This is a genomic window from Microbacterium sp. R86528 (assembly GCF_044596335.1).
GTDB classification, from domain to species: Bacteria; Actinomycetota; Actinomycetes; order Actinomycetales; family Microbacteriaceae; genus Microbacterium; species Microbacterium marmarense.
Window position 1 is genome coordinate 2,500,658 of record NZ_CP138996.1, and the last position, 20,698, is coordinate 2,521,355.

Consider the following 20,698-nt stretch of genomic DNA (forward strand, 5'->3'; position numbering starts at 1 on the left):
TCTCGTCACGATTGGAGAGCCCCATGTCTTCAGAACCGCACCCCGCGATTGATGCCCGGGCCTTGCGCGACACCCTCGGACACTACGCTTCAGGCGTCACGGTGATCTCGGGTCACGACGCCGACGGGCCGATCGGATTCACCTGTCAGTCCTTCTACAGCGTGTCAATGGACCCACCGTTGGTGTCATTCAGCGTCATGACGTCATCAACCACGTATCCCCGAATTCGTGAAACCGGCAGCTTCGCGGTCAATGTTCTCGCCCACCACCAGCACGACCTCTCAAGTCAGTTCGCGCAAAGGGGAACAGACAAATGGGCTGGCGTCGACTGGCATCACTCGGCCGCGGGAAACCCCGTTATTCATGACACGCTCATGTGGCTCGACTGCGAGATCTGGGCAGAGCACGAGGCGGGGGATCATCTAGTGATCATCGGCCGTGTGCGCGAACTCAGCCCGCCGGAGTGGCATCGATCTGAGCCGCTGCTCTTCTTCAAAGGCGCATACCGGCACCTGCGCGAGACGAACGTGTTTGCGAGCTGAGCTGAAGCATCCTCCCGGTAGTTGGAGATCAGCGCGGAATGTCCCGCCAGCGTAGAGCAACCATTCCGAGCGCGGTCAGTGCCGCCGTGATGCCGATGAGTGCCCATTGCGTCTCGACCGGCACGCCAGCAGTCAGGGCATCCTCGGCAGCATGGAGTGGGGAAAGTTGCATCGCCCAATCCGGTATTTCGAGAGTCTCACCGAGAAATCCAACGACGGCCATGTAGCCGACAACGAGCCAGATCACCCAGGTTCCTCGGGGTACTGCCCCGAACAGCGCCACGGTCACACCTACGATCGCAAGCACCGCCGGAACGTAGGAAACCACCGCTTCGGGGATGCCATCCACGATGTGGCCCGCGGCAAGCTGAAGTCCGACGCCGCCGGCAGTCAGGGCGAGTATCGCTGCAAGCGCAGCGACGAGGAAATTCGCACCAGCCCACCCCGCACGCGAAATTGAACGCGCGAGAACCGGTTCGAGAAAACCATCGGCTTCCTCGGCCCGCACACGGCTCAGGCTTTGCCCGATCATCGCCGCAATCATCAGAGTGAATATGAACAAGGTGAACCCGATAAAGGTGTCGTTGACGTTAGCGGGATCAAGCCCGATCACTTCCAATTCAGGGTTCGACGACAAGATCTCGGAAACGTCGTCGGTGAAAGAGGCGAAAACGAACGCAACTACGAAGACGCCAGCGACCCAGCCCGTTGCAGAAGGCGCACTCACGCGCGCAGCGGTGCCGAGGGTGGTGCGCAAAAGCCCGCTTGCCCGTGAGGGCCCGGGGCGAGAAGCGAAGAGCGCGGAGCCGAGGTCACGGTGGCTCACGAGCACGATTCCTGCGCTGACGAGAGCGACAGCGACGCCGAGGGAAAGCAGTAGCGGCCACAGGCGCAAATCGTCAGTGAACGGCCTGGTCTCTTGTTGCCAGGCGAGCGGCGATAGCCACTTCCACCCGTTGTCTCTGACATCGCCGAACGCACGCGCCAGATAGGAAAAACCGAGGATGAGCAGACCAATTGTCGTCACGCCGGCAGCCCGCCGGAAGAGTTGGCCAGCGAGCACGGCGACCCCGGCGAACACCAGACCCAGCGCTGCCATTGACGCCCCGTAGGTGAGAGCAGCAACGGCGTCCTCGCCGTACGCAACCAACGTGATTGCCATAGTCGTACCAACGAGAATCAGCGCGACCGTGGTACTTAGCAACGCCGCGAGCCAAGGCACCCGTACACCGACGCTGCGCGATCGGAGGAGTTCCAGCATCCCCTTCTCTTCTTGCGCTCTCGTCTGGCGTGTGATGAGCATCAGGCCCATCAACGGGATCGCGATGGCAGAGATGAAACCGAACTCGTTCGACACCACACCACCCAGCGTGTCGGCACCGTACGGGGTGCCGTTGATGGCGGCCATCGCTGGATTCTCCGAGACCGTCGCGTCGTACGCGGCCAGCTCGTCCGGTTCGCCAAACAGCCCATTCACGGCGGAAGCAGTAGCCACGTACGCTCCGGCGACGGCCAGCGTCCAGACGGTGGCCGACAGCCATCCGGTGCGCAGTTGCACGCGAAGAACTGCGACGAAACCGTTGCTGTGCGCGGAGGTGCTCATCTGTCCGTCTCATAAGCGTCAAGAAAGAGTTCGTCCAGGCTCGGTGGGCGCACGGTCAATGCTGTTACTCCAGCCGCGAGCAATGGCAGAAGAACGCGGTCGAGTGCTTCAGGATCCACGGCGAACTCCAGTTCGGTGCCGCCACCGGGTGCCGCAGAGATATGCAGGTCCGCGACGGCGGGGTCGAGCATCTGCTCGACGGCGCTACGGGTGATGACATGCACGGCAGTTCGAGAAAGCCTGCGAAGCTCGGAAACACTGCCCGACTGTACGACTCGTCCGTGACGGATGATTGTCACGTTCTCGCAGAGAGCATCGACCTCACTGAGGATATGGCTCGACAGCAGCACCGACGTTCCCTCGGCCGCACGCTCGGACACGCACTGTCGAAACACTTCTTCCATGAGCGGGTCGAGGCCGGAAGTGGGCTCGTCAAGGATCAATAGGTCTGCGCGGGTAGCGAACGCGGCAACGAGCGCGACTTTCTGCTTGTTCCCCTTGGAGAGGTCTCGAATGCGTTTAGACGGGTCCATCTCAAACCGCTCGATCAACTCCGCTCGGCGGCGCTCGTCGAGCTTGGCACCGGACGATCCGAGCAAATCGATGCACTGACCGCCGGTAAGCTGCGGCCAGAGCGCAACGTCGCCGGGCACGTAGGCCAGCCGCCGGTGCAGAGCTACCGCGTATCGCCACGGGTCTTGACCGAACAGCGTTGCGTGCCCCTCCGAGCGGCGAACGAGTCCAAGCAAAATACGGATGGTGGTGGATTTCCCCGCTCCGTTGGGCCCGAGAAACCCGAGCACCTCGCCCTTCCTGAGTGTCAGATCTAGCCCGTCAAGCGCGGTGAGTTTACCGAAACGTTTGATGAGGCCGTTCAGCTCAATGACGTGTGGCTCAGACATGTGTTCTCCAGCAGGCAAAGGTGGGGGTGAGGCGGCAGGTCATTCCGGGTGAGGTGGCACAAAAACACCGTCGGTGTAGGCGCCAAGAGCAATCGTTGCCCACCGTTGTAGGCCAGCAGTCGAGAGAGGATCAACGCCGGTGGCGTCTTCGATGTGCCTCTGCAACAGCAGGAGCGCGAGGTCGTTGGCGAGCAAGAACGCTGCGCGCATCGCGGGGTCGTCGGTGGGGTTTGTCTGCCCAGCAGCATCCATTTGCGCCGTGACGTTCACCGTGAGTTCATACCAGCGCTTGAAGAGCTTGCTTCCTGCGGGGGAGTTCGTTATCACCAGTTGGCGCACGTATGCAGGAAGGGGCGACCCTGGCGGTAGCCCAGCGGTCATCAGCTCGACAACGCTTGCGGTTGTCACGGACGCGGTCGTGGCTTCGGCGTCGAGTAGGTAGTCAAAGGTCGCAATGACCGACTCATCGACCTCTTGGCGCAGCCGCTCTCGCGATCCGAAGTGATGAAGGATCAACGCGGGGGAGACTCCCGCGGCCGCGGCGATGTCGCGCACCGAGACGGCATCTGCGCCGCGCGCGGCGAACAACGAGAGTGCGTTGGCGAGTATTCGCTCTCGTGAGGTCGCGTTAGGGCTGGTCACTCCAACACCGTACTGAACAAGTGTTCAGTCTTGCAAGGACCCAGAGTCAACAAGCGCGGCTATATCGCGGTTATTGCTATCCACACGAACGATCAGTCGCGTCGTGGCGGCGTTAGATCAGGCCGTGTTTGCGGAACGCATTCCAAATTCCGTCATCGCGCACGCTGGTGGTCACTTCGTCGGCGAGTTTCTGCAAGGCAGCTGGGGCATTGCCCATCGCGATACCGACGCCGCACACCTCGAACATCTCGACGTCGTTCCAGCTGTCGCCAATGCTGATCGCCGCTGACGGGTCGATGGCGAGATGCGTCAGCACCGACAGAATTGCGGAACCCTTCGTAGTGCCGCGCATGCCGATTTCGCCGTTCGAGCCGCCGGGGAGAGGCATGCTTCCTGCGACGACATGAAACTGATCTTTGAGGTCGGCCTGTGCGCGTTCGACGGCGTCGGTCCTTTCGCTCAAGAACACCGCTTTCGCCACCTGCGTCAGATCGATGTCGGCGGCGTCGCGGAAACGTGGCACTTCTTGCGGAGCCGTCTGGGGCGTGTCTTCATCGCCATGCGAGGCCATCCAGCTGCGCGTCAGGTCATCCAACATCTTCTGCACGTGCGGCGACGCGTATACCGCAGCATTCGTCTGCAACAGATACAAGATGCCGGCGGCGTCCATGTAGGTGATCAGCTCATCCACCGCGGCTCGCGGCATCGGGTTGGCGACCACGCTGAGATCGCCGACTGTCGCGTACGCACCTCCGTTCGAGATCGCCCCATCGAATCCGATGTCGAGCACATCTGGGTGAATGTCGCCTGCAGCGCGGCCGGTGCTCAGGTAGACGTAGTGCCCCGCGGCACGCGCACTGCGCACTGCGTCGATCGTTGAGCGAGCGATCGTCTTGCCATGGTCAAGGATTGTGCCGTCTACGTCGAGGAAGGCGATACGGGGCGAGGCCATGAAATGCTCCAAGTGTTGAGCCGGCGTCGTGAAGACGAGTGCGGCAGCGGCGCTGAGGGCGGGACCAGTCTAGAAGTCTCGGCGGTCGGTGCCACATACGCTGTCTGCATGAGCGCAACGCAATCGAAGCTGGTCTGGCCGTTCGTCGTGACAATGATTGAGGGCGAAAGGTGAAGCTGGCGGTCGTCGGCGCGGGCAAGATCGTCGAGGAGTTTCTTCCGCACGCGTACGCGGTCGACGGTCTGTCACTTGCTGCGATCTACGGTCGCCCGGCCAGGCGTGAACACCTTGAGCAGTTGCAGGCGCAGTTCGGGATAGAAAGCGTCTACGTCGACTATGACGAGATGCTCGCCGATGCGCGGGTCGATACGGTGTGGATCGCTGTTCCGAACTCTCTTCATATGGAGTTTGCGCGCAGAGCGCTCTTGGCTGAAAAGCACGTCATCTGTGAGAAGCCATTCGTGCTGAGTGAGTCGGATTTGGCGGAGTTGCGTCGAATCGCGACTGCCAAGAGCGTGATTCTCGTTGAAGCAATCTCAACCCTCGATCTCGCAAACTACCGGTGGCTCCGGGAACACATTGGTGACCTCGGCGACCTGCGTCTCATCCAATGCGACTACTCGCAGTACTCGTCTCGCTTCGATGCGTTTCAAGCGGGAAACGTGCTGCCAGCATTCGACGCTACAAAAGGTGGCGGGGCGCTGATGGATATCGGCATCTACACCATTCACTTCGTCGTGGGCTTGCTGGGTGAGCCGCGATCCGTCTCATATACGGCGAACATCGAGCGGGGAATCGACACGTCAGGCGTCCTCGTGCTGGACTACGAGACGTGCACAGCGGTGTGTGTCTGTGCGAAGGATTCAGACGGCCCGATCCGCACAAAGCTGCAGGGAACACACGGGTCGTTCGTCATCGACGGTGCGCCCAATGTCATGGAATCGGTAGACGTGCAACTTCGCGGCGGAGACACCGACCACATTGATCCGAGCGCTCCTGCGCATCGGATGGTGCCAGAATTCATGGCGTTCCAACGAATGATCGAAACTCTTGACTTTGCAGAGCGCGACGTGCGGCTTGATCACAGTCAAGCCGTGCTCTCGGTGGCTACGCGCGCGCTCGCCTCAGCAGGTATCCGTCTGGGTGGTTAGCCGACCGAGGCAGATACATTTGGCCCTGAGCTCCTGGAACTCAGCGAACGACGACCGTCGTCGTCGCCAGGCGCGCAAGTACCTCTTGGCTGGTCGAGCCGAGCAAGAACCGTGCAATCGCGCCTCGCCCATGGGTGCCTACGACTGAGAGCCGCGCGTCAGCAGCAAGTCGGTTGATCACCGTTTGCGCGATACCGCTCTCGACGACGCGATGCACGACGAGGTCGGGATACTGCTCACGGAGACCCGCGAGCGAAATCGAAAGCGTCTCTTCGGTGAGGCTCTGCATGTTCTCGAGATAGTCATCGGGGAAGGAACGCACCTCGAGCGGAATTGCAAACGGCGACCACGTGCAGACGGCGGTAAGCACCTCGCCGCGCGCGTCAGCTTCAGCAGCAGCGAAGGCGATCGCGGCCTCGGAGATCTCGGAGCCGTCGACACCCACCACCACGCCGGAGCGGCCGGTCAGGTCGAGGTCAGGCACCACGGCAACAGGGCAATGCGCTCCGGCAGTGACGCGGATTCCGTGTGCGCCGCGCGCAGGACCAGACCCGGGCCCGCGATAGTCGCTGCCAATGACGAGCAGAGCCGCATCGTTCGACGCTTCGATGAGCTCATCGACCGGTTTGCCGCGCCCCACCCGAGTTTCCACGGCGACGCCGCGTGCGCGAACCCGCTCAGCTTGCGCTTCGAGCATGCGCTGCGTCTCGCGAAGGGCGTCGTCAATGACCTGCCCCTCCCCGACGACGCCAACTGCCCCTCCGACAACAGCAACAAGCTCAAGTCGTTCGCCTCGGCGCGCTGCCCGGTCGATTGCCCAATCCACCGCGCGGTGGGCGCCATCAGCATTCGTGACGCCGACGATTACCTTCTCTTGCATTGCGTCCTCCTTGACTACACGGTGGGCTGAGCTGCCGGTCACCTGGTATCAGTCTGCCTGATGCAGCTCAGCGTCATTAGGGCAGGAAGTCCTATCGCGTCGCCCGGGATCATCGTGATCGGGTGAGGCGCCGAGTGTGGCTCGACCGATACGGTTCACTTGTAGCCAACCCCCGCGATGGCGACCCACACCGTCATTGCATGCAATCGCTACCCGCCGCTGCGCGAGCAAACCTACGAGACAGCAGGAGCAAGCATGACTTCTAATACCAGCAGGGCTCGTCAGAGCACCAACATCGATTCCACGTTGAGCGTTAATCCGGTTTTTGTTCGGCCGGGTGAGGCGACAGAGTTTGACAAGTTCGTGATGCCTGATCAGCCGAGTTTGCCTGAGACGGCGTACCAGATCGTGCATGATGAGGCGATTTTGGATGGCAACAGTCGTTTGAATTTGGCCACGTTTGTTACGACGTGGATGGACGATGAGGCGAAGAAGTTGTATGCCGAAGCGGCCGATAAGAACATGATCGATAAGGACGAGTACCCGGCGACGGCAGCGATCGAAGAGCGTTGTTGGCGGATGCTTGCTGATTTGTGGAATGTTCCGAATGTCGACGACACAATCGGTACGTCGACGATTGGTTCGTCTGAGGCGTGCATGCTCGGTGGTTTGGCGTTGAAGCGGCTGTGGCAGGAGAAGCGTAAGGCTGAGGGCAAGTCGATTGACAAGCCCAACCTGATCATGTCTGCGGCGGTGCAGGTGGTGTGGGAGAAGTTCTGCAACTACTGGGAAGTGGAAGCACGTTTCGTTCCGGTCACCCCGGATCACATGGTGTTGGACGGGTTTGAGCTGGAGAAGTATGTCGATGAGAACACCATTGGTGTTGTCGCGATTTTGGGTCAGACGTTCACGGGTGCGTACGAGCCGGTGGATGCGATCGCGAAGAAGCTTGATGAGATTCAGGCGAACACGGGTCTTGATGTGAAGATCCATGTGGATGGGGCGTCGGGTGCGATGGTTGCGCCGTTCTGCCAGCCGGATTTGGTGTGGGACTTCCAGATTGATCGGGTGAACTCGATCAGCACCTCGGGTCATAAGTACGGTTTGGTGTATCCGGGTGTGGGTTGGGTGGTGTGGCGTAACACGGCAGTGTTGCCGGAGAGCATGATCTTCCACGTCAGCTACCTCGGTGGTGACATGCCTACCTTGGCGATCAACTTCTCTCGTCCGGGCGCGCAGGTGCTGTTGCAGTACTACCAGTTCCTTCGTTTGGGTCGTGAGGGTTACCGTGCGGTGCAGCAGAACTCGTTGGATGTGGCGCAGTACCTGTCTTCCGAGATCGCGAAGATCGGTGCATTTGAGTTGATCAGCAAGGGCGACACCATTCCGGTATTCGCATGGGTTCTGAAAGATGGACACACGCAGAACTGGAGTCTGTATGACCTTGCCGACCGGTTGCGGATGAAGGGCTGGTTGGTGCCGGCATACCCGATGGCTGATGACATGTCAGACATGGTGTTGCAGCGCATCGTGGTGAAGGTCGGCCTCAGCCACGACCTCGCTTCCGCGCTCCTGGCCGATATTCGCGGTGAAGTCGAGTTCCTCGACTCCCTGAAAGCCCCGCTGCCCCTCGAAGCAAGCAGCGGATCACACTTCCACCACTAACACACTTCCCAAAACCTCCAAGTGGAGGTATTCTTGTAGGCGGGCACCGTGCGGTGTCCGCCTACTTGCGTGAAAGGAAGGTCACCGTGGCCCTACCAGTAGCTTCCATCCAGCTCTATACACTCGCCGCCGAATTCTCTGCCGATATGGGGGGCTCACTCGATAAGCTCGCGGCGATCGGCCTTCGCAATGTTGAGGCATTCGACTTCGTGCGTCGTCCTGACGAGATGCGCACCGCGCTGGATGCTGCAGGTCTGGCCTCGCCCACTGGTCACGCACCTCTGCTGACTGACACGCTGTGGACCCCAGACGGCTCCATTCCCACCCCCGCCCCCGAGGTGGTGTTCGAAGCGGCCGCCAAAATCGGTATGAAGACAGTCATCGACCCGTTCGTCACACCTGAGCGCTGGAGCACCCTCGACAGCGTCACCGACATCGCAGACCGAATGAACGCACTGGTAGACACCGCTGCGGGGTTTGGGCTGAGCGTCGGCTACCACAACCACGCTCAGGAGTTCGTCGCGAGCTTTGACGGCGAGTCAGCTTTCGAACGCTTCGTCTCGCTGACCGACTCTCGTGTTGCGATCGAGCTCGATCTGTTCTGGGCACGCGCGGGTGGGCAAGATGTGGCCGCTTTGGTTGAACGCCTCGGCGACAGGCTTGCCGCGATCCACGTCAAAGATGGAATCGCACCCGCTTCGAACCCGTTCGCGCCGGGTGCGCCGGAGTTCAGCTCGACGAGCCTCGACCAGCGTCATGCAGGCGAGGGTGATGTGCCCCTCGTCGAATCGCTCAAGGCAGCATCCGCCGTCGAATACGCAGTGATCGAGTATGACAATCCGCCCGGAGAGGTCTTTACCGACATTGCCGCGAGCTTCGCCTTTCTGCGTGACGGTGGGTTCGTTCGATGAGCGCGGTCGGTGTCGGCATCGTCGGCGTAGGAGTCATCAGTGACACTTACCTGCAGAACCTCTCATCGTTTCCTGATGTCGAGGTGCGCATTCTCGGCGACCTCGATGTTGAACGTGCCCGCGCAAAGGCTGAGCAGTACGGCGTTGGTGCTTTTGGCACCATGGCCGACGTGCTCGCCCACCCGGATGTCGACATCGTCGTAAACCTGACGATTCCTGCCGCGCATATCGAGGTCTCACGGGCAGCGGTGGCCGCAGGCAAGCACGTGTGGTCTGAGAAGCCCCTCGGACTCGACCGTGCCGGAGTCGCTCAGTTGCTGTCGGAAGCGGGTGCTGCCGGTGTGCGCATCGGTTCGGCGCCCGACACCCTTCTCGGCCCGGGATTCCAGACAGCGCGACGCGCGATAGAAGACGGCCGCATCGGGCGGCCGCTCTTCGCGCAGACGGTCTTCCAGACACAGGGCCCTGACCTGTGGCACCCTAACCCTGGATTCTTGTTCGCGCAGGGGGCAGGGCCGCTGCTCGACATGGGGCCCTACTACTTCACTGCGCTCGTCACCCTGTTTGGCGCCGTAGACCGGGTGGCCGCGGTCGGCAGTAAATCGCGCGAAGAGCGACTCATTCACACCGGACCGAACGAGGGTTCTTCGTTCAGTGTTGAAGTGCCCTCCACCATGCAGGTCATCACAGCGTTCGAATCGGGCGCTCAGGCGCAGTCTCTGCTCAGCTTTGACTCCGCGCTTGAGCGGCACGGGATCGTAGAGATCCACGGCACCGAGGGCACGATCATTCTGCCCGACCCGAACCAATTCGTTGGTCGTATCGCCTATGTCGAACCGCTCGGGGTGCTGCGTGACGGAGGTTCGCGTGAGCAGACGTGGATCGACATCGAGCATCAAGACCTCGCGGTCGGGCGCGGATTGGGCGTGCTCGATATGGTTCGCGCAATCGCCGAAGACCGGCCGCATGTCGCCTCGGGCGAGCTCGGCTTCCACGTGCTCGACGTGTTGCTGTCGGCTGAAGAGTCTGCGGCGAGTGGCCAGACCGTCACGGTCGAAAGCACCGTGGCACCCGTGCCGTTGTTGCCAGAAGAGTTCGATCCCTTCGCGACGACAGTCTGATTCAGTGGTCGGTGGTGTCCGAGGAATCGGACGCCACCGGGCCTGTCAGCAGCAGGTCGAGCATGGCCAGAGCTGCCTCGTGATCGAGGGAAGGCTCGAGTAGCCACTGGGTTTGCAGGCCATCGGATGCCGCAATCACGAGTGCCGCAACCAGAGATGCGTCAACATCTGCGCGCAACCGACCCGCGGCCTGCAGGTTCGTCACGCGCTCGGTCAGGTCAGCGCGCAGGCGCGCGAATCGCTCGGTCGCGAACTCTTGGGCGGCAGGATGATTCTCTTCGAGTGCGGTGGCTACCAACATTGAGTAGAGCTGCACCATGCCGGGAATCTCCCGGTTGCGCTTCGCCGATACGCGCATTGCTTCGGCGGGGGTCGCGTCGGGCGACTCCTGCTTCTCATCGTCGCTGCGTCGTTGCGATTCGGTATAGACAGCGACCAGAAGTTCCTCGAGTGACCCGAAATAGTGGGTGAGCGCGGCATGCGTGACACCCACCTCTTGTGCGATCGCTCGCAGGCTCGTTCGTTGTGCCCCGCGTTGCGCAAACACTTCGATTGCTCGGTCGAGAATCTCTTGCCGTCGAGCAACACCCTTCGCATAGTTGCCGCGTTGGCGCGGAGCGTCCGGCGAAGAAGATGTCACGTTCTCATCATATTGAGACAACGCAATCGGCAATTAAGTATGGCGTCAGTCATCATACGTCTGATACCGTCAGTGTGTTCCGGCATTGTTGCCGGCATGCCCACCGGATCGAAGGAGATGCAGTGTTACGTGACGTCGACCAGTCCCAGCGAAAAATGAGAGGGCGCACAGTCGTGAGTTGCATCGCGACCGCAGCCCTTACTCTTGCCGCCGCGGCCGTGCCCTTCTCTGCGGCATCCGCAGAAGAAGCGGATTTGCTGATCTATGCAGCGCCGAATGGCGGTGACTCCGCAGCTGGCACCGCAAGTGACCCAGCATCCATCACGCGCGCTCGAGACCTCGTGCGTGCGAGCAATGAGACCATGACCGCCGACATTCAGGTCATTCTCGCTGACGGCACGTACCGCCTCGCGGAGACGCTCGAGCTCACCGAAGAAGACTCGGGAACCAACGGATTTCAGGTTAGCTGGACCGCCGCCGCTGGCGCTTCACCGGTGCTCTCCGGTTCTGACGCGGTCACCGACTGGACGCTGGACGCCGCGACTGGCATCTACTCGGCACCCGTTGCCGCGGACGCAGAATCAAGGAACCTCTATGTCAACGGCACTAGTGCGGTGCGGGCGCAAACAAAGTTCACTCGGCCCGCGCAATCCGCATTCGTCGCCGAGGGCTTGCAGATGACGAGCAACATGGGCTTCCTCTCCGCCCTCACTCCTGCAGAGCTCGCGCATGTCGAGATTCGCGGAGTCAACTCGTTCACCGATCGCTATAGCAGGGTCGACTCGCTGAGCGATGACGGAGCCACGCTCCTCATGGTGAATCCCGCATGGAAGAACAACACCTGGGGTTGGGACACCCTCAAGACGCCCTTCCATGAAGGTGGCTTCTACGCCGAGAATGCACTGGCGTTCCTCGATGCCAGCGACGAATGGTTCCTCGACACCGAAGCTGACCTTCTGTACTACAAGCCTGCAGCCTCAGTTGACATGTCAGTTGCCGACGTTGAGTTGCCCCGACTCGAGACACTCGTCTCGATCAGCGGCAGTTCTGCCGACAGCCAGGCTCATGACATCAGCATCACCGGTGTGACCTTCTCCGGGGCCACCTGGAACACACCGACCGAGACCGGCGGGTATGTCGATCAGCAGACGGGCGGTTACCTTTCTGTCGGTGACGACTACCCCGAAGATGACTATCCCGGTGGTTTTGAATCAACTCGTCCGGATTGGAAGCAAGTCCCTTCAGCTGTGCAGATCTCTGCCGCCACTGATATCTCAATCGATGGTTCTCATTTCGTTGGACTAGGGGCCAGCGGGCTGGGCATTGGCAACGACGCCACCGCGAACGATTCGGGAGTCGGGCTCGCCACTCAGCGCATCTCTGTAACAGCTTCGACGTTCACCGAGATCGGCTCGAACGCTCTCACCATTGGTGGCATTGAGCAGCAGGCGCACCACCCGGGCACACTCGAAGATGGAACGCGCGACCCCGCAGTGAGCGACGCAACGGTTGAGCGGATGACCGTGTCAGAGATCACCGTCTCGCAGAACCGCATCTGGGACAGTGCAGACACTTACACCAGTGCGGCGGGCATCTTGATGACCTACACCGCAGACTCGATAATCGAACACAACGATGTCACTGATATGCCCTACGGTGCGATCAATACAGGCTATGGCTGGGGAGCGAACGACGTCGGCGGCAGCTCGGACTACGCCGAACGCGGGTTGTATGACTACCAGCCCATCTTCACCACGCCTACCGTGGCCAAGAATAACTTGATCACCGCGAACTACACCGCGCGCTACGGCCTGAAGCACACCGACCTTGGCGGTTTCTACAACCTGTCGGCAAACCCTGGCAGCGAGTGGTCGGAGAACTACATCGTTGAGCCTCGCAACCGAGCGTTTTATCCCGACGAGGGCTCGCGAGACTTGACCTTCAACAACAACGTGGCAATCAGCGGTGACTGGTGGGGAGCGAACTTCCGTGCGCCGAATACGGCAAACCTCTCGGGCTCGGGCAACTGGATCTCAGAGGGCAACACGATCGTTCGCGCCAATCGCAACACGTTGGTCGAGGCGACGACCTTCACTCCGTCCGACGTGGTCTCGTGTGAGATCACGAACATTCGTTACAACGCTGGTGTCTCCGCAGAGTTGCGCCCCTCGGGTGACGCATCACGTCCCGGCAGTGCCTGCCTCGACACCTCTTCGGAGGTCGTCTCTGGCCAGACAATTGTCACAGCGTCATTCGAAGACCTTGCGGCTGATCACACCGGTCTTACCCTCTCCGCGACTGCGCCAAGCGGCTGGTCGGCCACGTCGCTCGACGATGTGCCCGCCACGCTGCCTGTCGGAACCGCGGCCGTCCAGCGATGGTCGATTGCGACGCCAGCCGAGCTGACTGACGCGATCGATACCGCTGACATCGAAGTGCAAGTGAACTCGGATTCGGTCGCCGCATCTGAGATCGCGACGGTCAGCGTTGGTGGCACCATTCGCGCGCCATTCCTCTCGACCGGAAACGGCGCCTATCTCGCGGGCCAGAAGGGTGACGAGTTCGCTCTCTGGGAGGCTGGCGCAGACATGTGGGGCGTCAACCAGAGCGACGACGACTTCGCGGCAATCTATGCCGAGGACTCCTTCGGCGACGGCACGACCATGACTGCCAAGGTCACGAGCCACGACCGTGTCAATGATTGGACGAAGAGCGGCCTCGTCATTCGCAACGACGTTTCTCAGGCTCGTTCGGCTGGTGGCTACGCGATTCTGGTGGTCACTCCGGCTAAGGGAGTGATCTTCAGCGTCGACCGTGACAACAACGGGTTGCTTGATCGCAACACCACTGTTGGTGGCGTGACCGCGCCTGTCAGTCTTCAATTGGTTCGCAACGGAGATGTCGTACAGGCAAAGTACTCGAAGGATGACGGAGCGACGTGGACCGCAATCGGGTCGGAGACCCTCACGACCGCTGATGCCAAGCAAGACGCGGGGCTCGTCCACGTCTCGCACGACGTCAGCGTCTACGGCCGTGCCGACTTCACCAACTTCAGCATCACTCCAGATGTACCGGCTGGAGTGCTGCAGTCACTCGAGGTCGTCGCGTCACCCTCATCTGTCGTCGCGGGTGATGCCGTTGAGTTCGCAGTGTCAGGCGAAGACAACTACGGCAATGCGATGGCTGTTGATGGCGAGGATGTCGTCGTGTCGAGCAACGTCGGCAGCGACGTGATAACGGGAACGACCGCAACGGTCACCGAGGCTGGAACTCACACGTTCACCGCGACAGTGAACGGCGTGAGCGAAACGGTCGACGTGGAGGTCGTAGCAGCTGACCTGGCGTCGCTGAGTGTCGAGGCGTCGTCTGCGAGTGTCGATCAGGGCGAGTCTGTCAGCCTCACCGTTTCGGGCTCTGATGAACACGGCAATGCAGTATTGGTTGATGGCGAGGATGTCACGGTGAGCAGTGATGTCGCGACCGATGCCATCGATGGGCTGACCGTTTCGTTCACCGATGCCGGTACCCATATGCTGACCGCCACAGTCGCTGGGATCTCGGCGTCAGTAAGTGTCGAGGTCGCAACCGTCGACACGACACCTGTTGATACTGAGCGTCCGGTGGTGGTGTTGGTGTCGCCTTCGACGGCTGGTCCGTTCCAGGAGTTGTCGGTGAAGGTGGATGCGACAGATAACGCGGGGCTGCATCGTGTGGTGGCGAACATCTATAAGGATGGTGTGTTGGTGAAGAGCACGCAGTCTGTGGCGGATGGGGCGACGGAGTTCTCGCACTCGGCGACGGTGTCTTTGCCGGATGGTTCGTATTCGATGAAGTACAACGCGTCGGATGTGGCGGGGAACATCTCGTCGACGGGTGTGGTGTCGTTCACGATTGATGCCACGGTGCCGACGGTGACGGTGAAGTCTGGTGATGAGTTCACGATCGGTGATGCGGCTTCGGGGTATGAGAAGTTGAGCCTGAAGTTGTTTGATGCGGGTCTGGTTGATCGGGTGGAGATCAATGGGACGGTGAAGGATCTCACCAACGCGAAGTGGTCGGATGTGAACGGTATTGTTCCGGGCACGTTTGGTGCGGTGTTGGGTGAGAACACTGTGGTCGTGTTCGATGTGGCGGGCAACACCACCGAGTTGATGTTCACTCTGGTGGAGCCTGCTCCGGCAGCGCCGGTGTGGGATGCGAGCGTGGTCTACAACACCGGTGACGAAGTCACGTATAACGGGGCAACGTATGTGGCGCAGTGGTGGACGCGCAACAGTGAGCCGGGTACGTCAACGACGGGTTCGTGGATGCAACAGGGTGACCTGGTGCCGGCAGCAGGCACGGGTGTTCGTGAGTGGACCGCGTCGTGGGTGTACACCGGTGGTGAGGTTGTTGCTCACAACGGTCACGTCTGGAAAGCGAAGTGGTGGACCCGCAACGCGACCCCCGGCGCGAGCGTCTGGCAAGACCTCGGCAGCTACTAACACCTGAGGTGAACTATGGCCGGGTCGCGAAACGCGGCCCGGCCATAGTTCTTCGAGAAAGGTTGCCGTCGCGGTGCTACTCGAACGCCCTCGTTTCGCAACTGTGTGAGCCGTCACACATGAATGAGATCGCGCGACTAGCCGATGTCGTTATGCGGCGAACTGGTCAAACCACACCGTACTTGCGCAACACAGAGCCGATGATCTCGGACGCCTCGGGGAAGCGCTCGGGATTCGGTCCTGAATAGTTCAACCGAATGTGAGGACCGGACGCTTCGGCCGGAAACCACTCGCTGCCGGGGGCGATGATGACGCCGCGCGACTCGCACTCGCGAACGAGACGCTCGAGATCGGTGCCGTCTGGCAGCCGGAGCCAGAGATTCAGGCCGCCCGCGGGGCGACGGGAAATATGCGCTTCTGGCACATGAGTCTCGATGCTGTCTGCGAGCAGGTCACGCCGAGCCTTGAGTTGCTGTCGAAGACCCCTCAGATGCGTGCTCCACGACGGTTGTGTGATGACGTCGACGGCGGCAGCCTGCAGCATCCCGCTCACATACATCGACTCGGCGACGTGGTCGGCGAGAATGCGTTCGCGCACGGGTCCACGGGCAATCACCGCCCCCACTCGCAGGGCGGGTGACGTGCTCTTCGTGAGCGAGCGCAAATAGATCACATGCCCGGAGTCATCGTGCGCCGCCACGGGGTGGGGGTTGGTATCGATCGCGAAATCGTGCGCCCAATCATCTTCGATCAGGAATGCCCCCTGAGTGCGAGTGATCTCGAGAATGTCACGGCGCTGATCAGGCGACCACTGCGCTCCCGTCGGGTTTGCGTAGGTCGGCTGCGCATAGAACGCACGCGCTCCGCTCTGTTCGAAGGCCCGCTGGATCGCTTCTGGGTCAGGTCCGTCCGGACCGGAGGGAACGGGCACAAGCGCCACTTCGGCCTGAGTCGCAGCGATGATGGCACCCCAATACGTAGGCGATTCGATCAGCAAGGGCTGGCCGGGGCCGACTACGGCGCGGAAGATCGAACTCAAACCGCTCTGCGTGCCCGGAACGATGATGACGTCGCGCGCTGAGGGGGCGGTGATTTCAACCGGTGCGGTCTGCGCGAGCTCCGCGGCAAACCATGACCGCAGATCGACGTCACCGGCAGATGGTGAACGAGTGATCGCCGCGCTGGTGCGTGCGGCTCGTGCGAGTGCGGTTCGCACGAGTCGCTCGGGGAGTAAATCCCTGTCGGGGTAGCCGGAGTGCAATCCGATCGCGTCGGGTGCTGTGCCGCGCTGGGTGGTCGATAGGGCTGGCATTCGAGCGTGAGGCGCCCCGAGAGCTGCCGTCTGCCAGCTGTAGTCGACGGGGCTTGCGCTCCGCACGGCGCGAACGAAGGTGCCGACTCCGGGTCTGCTCTCTATCAATCCGAGCGTCGCCAGTGTGCGCATCGCTTTTTGCACGGTTACTGGGCTCGCGCTGTATTCCGCGGTGAGTTCACGGTTTGACGGCAGACGCGCACCCGGCGACGCTATCGCGATGCGCTCACGCAGTGCGGCGAGGATCCGCTCGGTGCTATCGTTAGACATGTCAGACAAGAGTAGCGTTACCGCCCAAAGCGCGCCACTGTTATCCGGTCGGGCTGGGCTGTGGTGGGGTCTGCTGGGCGTCACTGCGTTCTCATTCACCCTGCCATTCACAAGGGTCGCGGGCGAAAGCCTGCCAGCCCTCTTCATCGGCTCGGGCCGAGCGGTCGTTGCGGCCCTGCTGGCGACGATCGCGCTGCTTCTCACGCGCCAACGGGCGCCCACTCGTGCCCAATGGGCTCGACTGGCGGTCGTTGCTGCCGGCGTCGTGGTTGGCTTTCCGATGTTCACGTCGTTTGCACTCACCACTACTTCGGCGAGTCACGCGGCGGTCGTCATCGCACTGCTGCCGGCCGCCACCGCCGTCGCCGCTGTACTGCGCACCAAGGAGCGCCCAACGCGCTCCTTTTGGTTGTTCGCGGGCCTCGGTGCCCTAGCTGCCGTCGGGTTCGCCGCGCTGCAGAGCGGGGGAGTGCCGCGGTTGACCTGGTCAGACCTTCTGCTGTTCGGCGCGGTTATCGCAGCGGCGGTGGGCTATGCCGAGGGTGGCTTGCTGGCCCGTGAGCTCGGCTCTTGGCAGACGGTGTCGTGGGCGCTCGTGCTCGCCTCACCGCTGATGATCGTCTTGACTCTGACTTCGGTGCCACAACAAGCTTTCTCCGCCACGCCGGTGCAGTGGCTGGCATTTGCCTATCTTGCTGTCGTGAGCATGTTTCTCGGCTTCTTCGCCTGGTATCGAGGGCTGGCGCTTGGTCCGATGGCGCAGGTCAGTCAGGTGCAACTCGTGCAGCCGGTGATGAGCATCGCGTGGGCGGCGATGCTGCTTCAAGAACAGCTCAGCTGGCCTACCGTGCTCGGCGGCATCACGGTCATCGCGTGCGCAGGTTTGGCGGTACGCACTCGGCTGGGTCGACGAAGACGCTGACAGAACCCAGCGTGGGCGGTGCCCGTCCCGCGAAGGCGGCCTAGCCGACGGCAGGCTCTGCGGATTCCACCTCGACCGGTCTGAGAAACACCCTGCTGACGAGCACGGTGGCGATCACCAGTACGAGGGTCGTCACCAAGCCGAGCCAGATGACGCCCGTGGCTGCCAGCATCGAGTAGCCAGCGACGGCCGAGAGTCCGGCTACGGCGACGAACGGCAGCTGGGTGATCACGTGAGTGATCACGTTGCAGCCCGCACCTGTCGCCGAGAGAATCGTGGTGTCTGAGATCGGTGACGCGTGATCACCCGCAACAGCACCCGCGAGCACGGCGCCAAGCATGGGCAGCAGCAGTTCAGGCGCATCGACGGAGTTCACGATGCCACCCGCGATGGGCAGCAGCAGTCCGAACGACCCCCACGAAGTGCCCGTGGCGAATGCCATGGCAGCGGCGATCACGAAGACAATCGGAATGAGCCATGCCGCGGGCAGGCTCGACGACTCCACCAAATCTCCCAGGAAGACGCCGGTGCCAAGGCTGTCGATCAGGCCCCCGAGCATCCAAGCAAAGACCAAGATGCCGATTGCCGGCGACATGGCCTTTACACCGCCAATCCAACCCTGGCCGAAGGTGTGCCACCCGAACTTGGGGTTTTCGCTGGTGTAGCGAACGTAGTAGTAGATCGCGCAGATGAGACCGAGCAGCCCGCCGAATATCAGGGCGCTGCTCGGGTCGGTGGCGGCGAGAATCTCGACGGCATCCCACGAGCCCGTGGCCTGGTAGCCAGTCCACATGATGCCGATCAACACGCCAATGACCAGTGCGACGAATGGAACGATGATCGCGCGTTTGGCGCCGGGCTCGTGCACCGGCAGATCGTCACTCAGCTGACCGGGAACGACCTCACCGTCGGCATAGGGGCGTCCCTCGACGATGGCGCGGCGCTCTTCGCGGCGCATCGCACCGAGATCGGCGCGAAAGAGAATGACGAGCCACACCAACATCACCGCGGCTATCGCGTAGTAGTTCGACGCGGCTGCGCCGAGGAAGGCTTCAATGCTGCTCACTGTGAGCGTTGACGCGGCCACGATTGGCGCAAGGATGCCGATGATGTAGGCGCCCCAGCTCGAAAACGGCGCCAGCACCGCGACGGGAGCCGAGGTGGAATCGACGATATAGGCCAGCTTCGCGCGCGAGGTGTGGTGCTGGTCAGTCACCGGCCGACTGATCTGGCCGACAGCAAGGGCATTGAAGTAGTCGTCGATGAAGATGACGATGCCGAGGACTGCCGGCAGAAACTGCCCACCGCGGCGAGTTTTGATTCGCGCTACCGCCCAGTCGGCGAACGCTTTTGTGCCGCCAGACATCATGATGAATGCGGCGATGACGCCGAGCAAGACGATGAACAGCAGAATGTAGATGTACCAGGTGTTCAGTGCTCCGTCATCCCAGAACAAGACTGCGAAAGACTGCCAAATCAATTGCGCGGTCTCAAGCAGATTGAACTCCGCGATCAGCAGTGCTGCGGCGAGGATTCCCGCGCCCAGACTCAGCAGGACTTTCTTCGTGATGATGGCCAGGACGATCGCGACCACGGGGGGAAGCAACGTCAGCCACGGTGCGGACTCAAGCATGGGTTGACTCCCTCGTTTCTGGGGCTGAAGCTATCGGACGACCGGGCGCCGCGTCAATCAGCTGGCCGGCGTCAAGCGGGTGCTCCCGATTACTCTCTTGTTAAATTGTCAAGTTCTTAACCGCTCGATGTGCTGAATGAATGTTTGATTCTTCGTAGCCTGGATGAGTGGATATCCCTAATCTTGCGGAACCAACCAGCCGAACCGATCTGCGTACTCGCGCGGCGTACTTCGTTTCTGACAGTACTGGCATTACCGCCGAGACTCTCGGCAGCGCGCTGCTCGCCAATTTTCCCAGCGTGAACTTTCGGCGTCACACCATCCCTTTCGTAGACACGGCCGCTGGCGCACAGCGCGTGATCGGCGAGATTCAACGAGCCGCGAGCGAGGGCAACGAGCCCATCGTCTTTGCGACCGTGAAGTCGGCCGAGATTCTTCGAGAGCTCAATAGCTCGGGAGCCGTAGTTATCGACCTGCTGGGCGGCCACCTGCGCGAGCTTGAAGCATCTTTGGGCACGACAGCCTCTGAACAACTGGGGCAGTACCACGGCGTCGGAGACATCGGACGCTACTTTGCGCGAATGCGAGCTGTGGAATACGCCATAGAACACGACGACGGCCAGAGCATGCGGGCGCTCGATATCGCTGACATCATCATCATCGCTCCCTCGCGTTGCGGAAAGACCCCGACGACCATGTACCTCGCGTTGCAATACGGGCTACTCGTGGCCAACTACCCGCTGACCGACGACGACTTTCCGTCTGACGGGTTGCCGAGCACGGTCGCTCGGTACGTCGAAAAGTGCTTCGGCCTGACCACGACGCCCCTGAGACTCAGCCAGGTGCGTCATGAGCGTCGCCCTGATTCGACGTACTCCAGTCTTGCCCAGTGCACTTTGGAGTTGCGTCGAGCCGAAGACCTGTATCGACGCAACCGCGTGCCGTTCCTCAACTCCTCCACAAAGTCAGTCGAAGAGATGTCGGCCGTGATCATGCAGTCGATGCGCCTACGTAGCTGACCTTTCCTTTCTCTCAACCAACGCGCACAACGCACACCACTTTGGAGAC

At 61.4% G+C, this 20,698-nt stretch carries 16 protein-coding genes; 8 read left to right on the forward strand and 8 right to left on the reverse strand.

The features are described from left to right. The first annotated feature begins 23 nt into the window (after positions 1-23). Positions 24-542 (forward strand): flavin reductase family protein, encoded by a 519-nt coding sequence (locus SJY18_RS11525; protein WP_396667682.1) that lies wholly within the window; start codon positions 24-26, stop codon positions 540-542. Positions 543-570: 28 nt separating this feature from the next. On the opposite strand, the gene SJY18_RS11530 is transcribed toward SJY18_RS11525, so the two are convergent. The 4 genes from SJY18_RS11530 to SJY18_RS11545 form a co-directional block, all read right to left on the reverse strand. After that, positions 571-2,145, reverse strand: coding sequence for an ABC transporter permease (locus SJY18_RS11530; RefSeq protein ID WP_396667683.1), 1,575 nt, complete (start codon positions 2,143-2,145; stop codon positions 571-573). Continuing rightward, positions 2,142-3,047, reverse strand: coding sequence for an ABC transporter ATP-binding protein (locus tag SJY18_RS11535; protein WP_363584955.1), 906 nt, complete (start codon positions 3,045-3,047; stop codon positions 2,142-2,144). The genes SJY18_RS11530 and SJY18_RS11535 overlap by 4 nt, the downstream gene beginning before the upstream one ends. Positions 3,048-3,086: 39 nt before the next feature. Then, the gene (locus SJY18_RS11540; protein WP_396667684.1) at positions 3,087-3,689 is read right to left on the reverse strand and encodes a TetR/AcrR family transcriptional regulator; all 603 of its coding nucleotides are present in this window, start codon (positions 3,687-3,689) and stop codon (positions 3,087-3,089) included. A gap of 112 nt (positions 3,690-3,801) precedes the next feature. Continuing rightward, the gene (locus SJY18_RS11545) at positions 3,802-4,641 is read right to left on the reverse strand and encodes a Cof-type HAD-IIB family hydrolase (RefSeq protein ID WP_396667685.1); all 840 of its coding nucleotides are present in this window, start codon (positions 4,639-4,641) and stop codon (positions 3,802-3,804) included. Between the two features lie 170 nt (positions 4,642-4,811). On the opposite strand from SJY18_RS11545, the gene SJY18_RS11550 reads away from it, so the two are divergent. Continuing rightward, entirely contained in the window at positions 4,812-5,792 is a 981-nt protein-coding gene (locus SJY18_RS11550) for a Gfo/Idh/MocA family protein (RefSeq protein WP_396667686.1), read from the forward strand. Between the two features lie 40 nt (positions 5,793-5,832). Here SJY18_RS11550 and SJY18_RS11555 read toward each other — a convergent pair whose 3' ends face one another. After that, positions 5,833-6,672, reverse strand: coding sequence for a universal stress protein (locus SJY18_RS11555; RefSeq protein ID WP_396667687.1), 840 nt, complete (start codon positions 6,670-6,672; stop codon positions 5,833-5,835). Between the two features lie 255 nt (positions 6,673-6,927). Between SJY18_RS11555 and SJY18_RS11560 the strand changes: the two genes are divergently transcribed. The 3 genes from SJY18_RS11560 to SJY18_RS11570 all read left to right on the forward strand — a co-directional run bounded on the left by SJY18_RS11560 (position 6,928) and on the right by SJY18_RS11570 (position 10,369). Then, positions 6,928-8,337: a glutamate decarboxylase gene (locus SJY18_RS11560; RefSeq protein WP_396667688.1), complete on the forward strand. Its 1,410-nt coding sequence runs from the start codon at positions 6,928-6,930 to the stop codon at positions 8,335-8,337. An 86-nt stretch (positions 8,338-8,423) separates the two neighbouring features. Then, positions 8,424-9,248: a sugar phosphate isomerase/epimerase family protein gene (locus tag SJY18_RS11565; protein ID WP_396667689.1), complete on the forward strand. Its 825-nt coding sequence runs from the start codon at positions 8,424-8,426 to the stop codon at positions 9,246-9,248. Further along, positions 9,245-10,369, forward strand: a complete 1,125-nt coding sequence (locus SJY18_RS11570) for a Gfo/Idh/MocA family protein (RefSeq protein ID WP_396667690.1) — start codon at positions 9,245-9,247, stop codon at positions 10,367-10,369. Before SJY18_RS11565 ends, SJY18_RS11570 begins: the two co-directional genes overlap by 4 nt. 1 nt (position 10,370) lies before the next feature. Here SJY18_RS11570 and SJY18_RS11575 read toward each other — a convergent pair whose 3' ends face one another. Beyond that, on the reverse strand, positions 10,371-11,009 hold the full coding sequence (locus SJY18_RS11575) for a TetR/AcrR family transcriptional regulator (protein ID WP_396667691.1): 639 nt from the start codon (positions 11,007-11,009) through the stop codon (positions 10,371-10,373). 173 nt (positions 11,010-11,182) lie between these two features. On the opposite strand from SJY18_RS11575, the gene SJY18_RS11580 reads away from it, so the two are divergent. Continuing rightward, entirely contained in the window at positions 11,183-15,493 is a 4,311-nt protein-coding gene (locus tag SJY18_RS11580; RefSeq protein WP_396667692.1) for a carbohydrate-binding protein, read from the forward strand. A gap of 166 nt (positions 15,494-15,659) precedes the next feature. Here the strand turns inward: SJY18_RS11580 and SJY18_RS11585 are convergent, their stop codons facing one another. Then, positions 15,660-17,075: a PLP-dependent aminotransferase family protein gene (locus SJY18_RS11585; RefSeq protein WP_396667693.1), complete on the reverse strand. Its 1,416-nt coding sequence runs from the start codon at positions 17,073-17,075 to the stop codon at positions 15,660-15,662. On the opposite strand from SJY18_RS11585, the gene SJY18_RS11590 reads away from it, so the two are divergent. After that, positions 17,074-17,997, forward strand: coding sequence for a DMT family transporter (locus SJY18_RS11590; protein WP_396667694.1), 924 nt, complete (start codon positions 17,074-17,076; stop codon positions 17,995-17,997). The two genes, SJY18_RS11585 and SJY18_RS11590, sit on opposite strands and share 2 nt — an antisense overlap. A 40-nt stretch (positions 17,998-18,037) precedes the next feature. On the opposite strand, the gene SJY18_RS11595 is transcribed toward SJY18_RS11590, so the two are convergent. Next, complete coding sequence (locus tag SJY18_RS11595) at positions 18,038-19,630, reverse strand: Na+/H+ antiporter NhaC family protein (protein ID WP_396667695.1); 1,593 nt, start codon at positions 19,628-19,630, stop codon at positions 18,038-18,040. 167 nt (positions 19,631-19,797) lie between these two features. Here SJY18_RS11595 and SJY18_RS11600 point away from each other — a divergent pair, with 167 nt between their 5' ends. Further along, the gene (locus SJY18_RS11600; RefSeq protein WP_396667696.1) at positions 19,798-20,649 is read left to right on the forward strand and encodes a pyruvate, water dikinase regulatory protein; all 852 of its coding nucleotides are present in this window, start codon (positions 19,798-19,800) and stop codon (positions 20,647-20,649) included. Positions 20,650-20,698 lie beyond the last annotated feature (49 nt).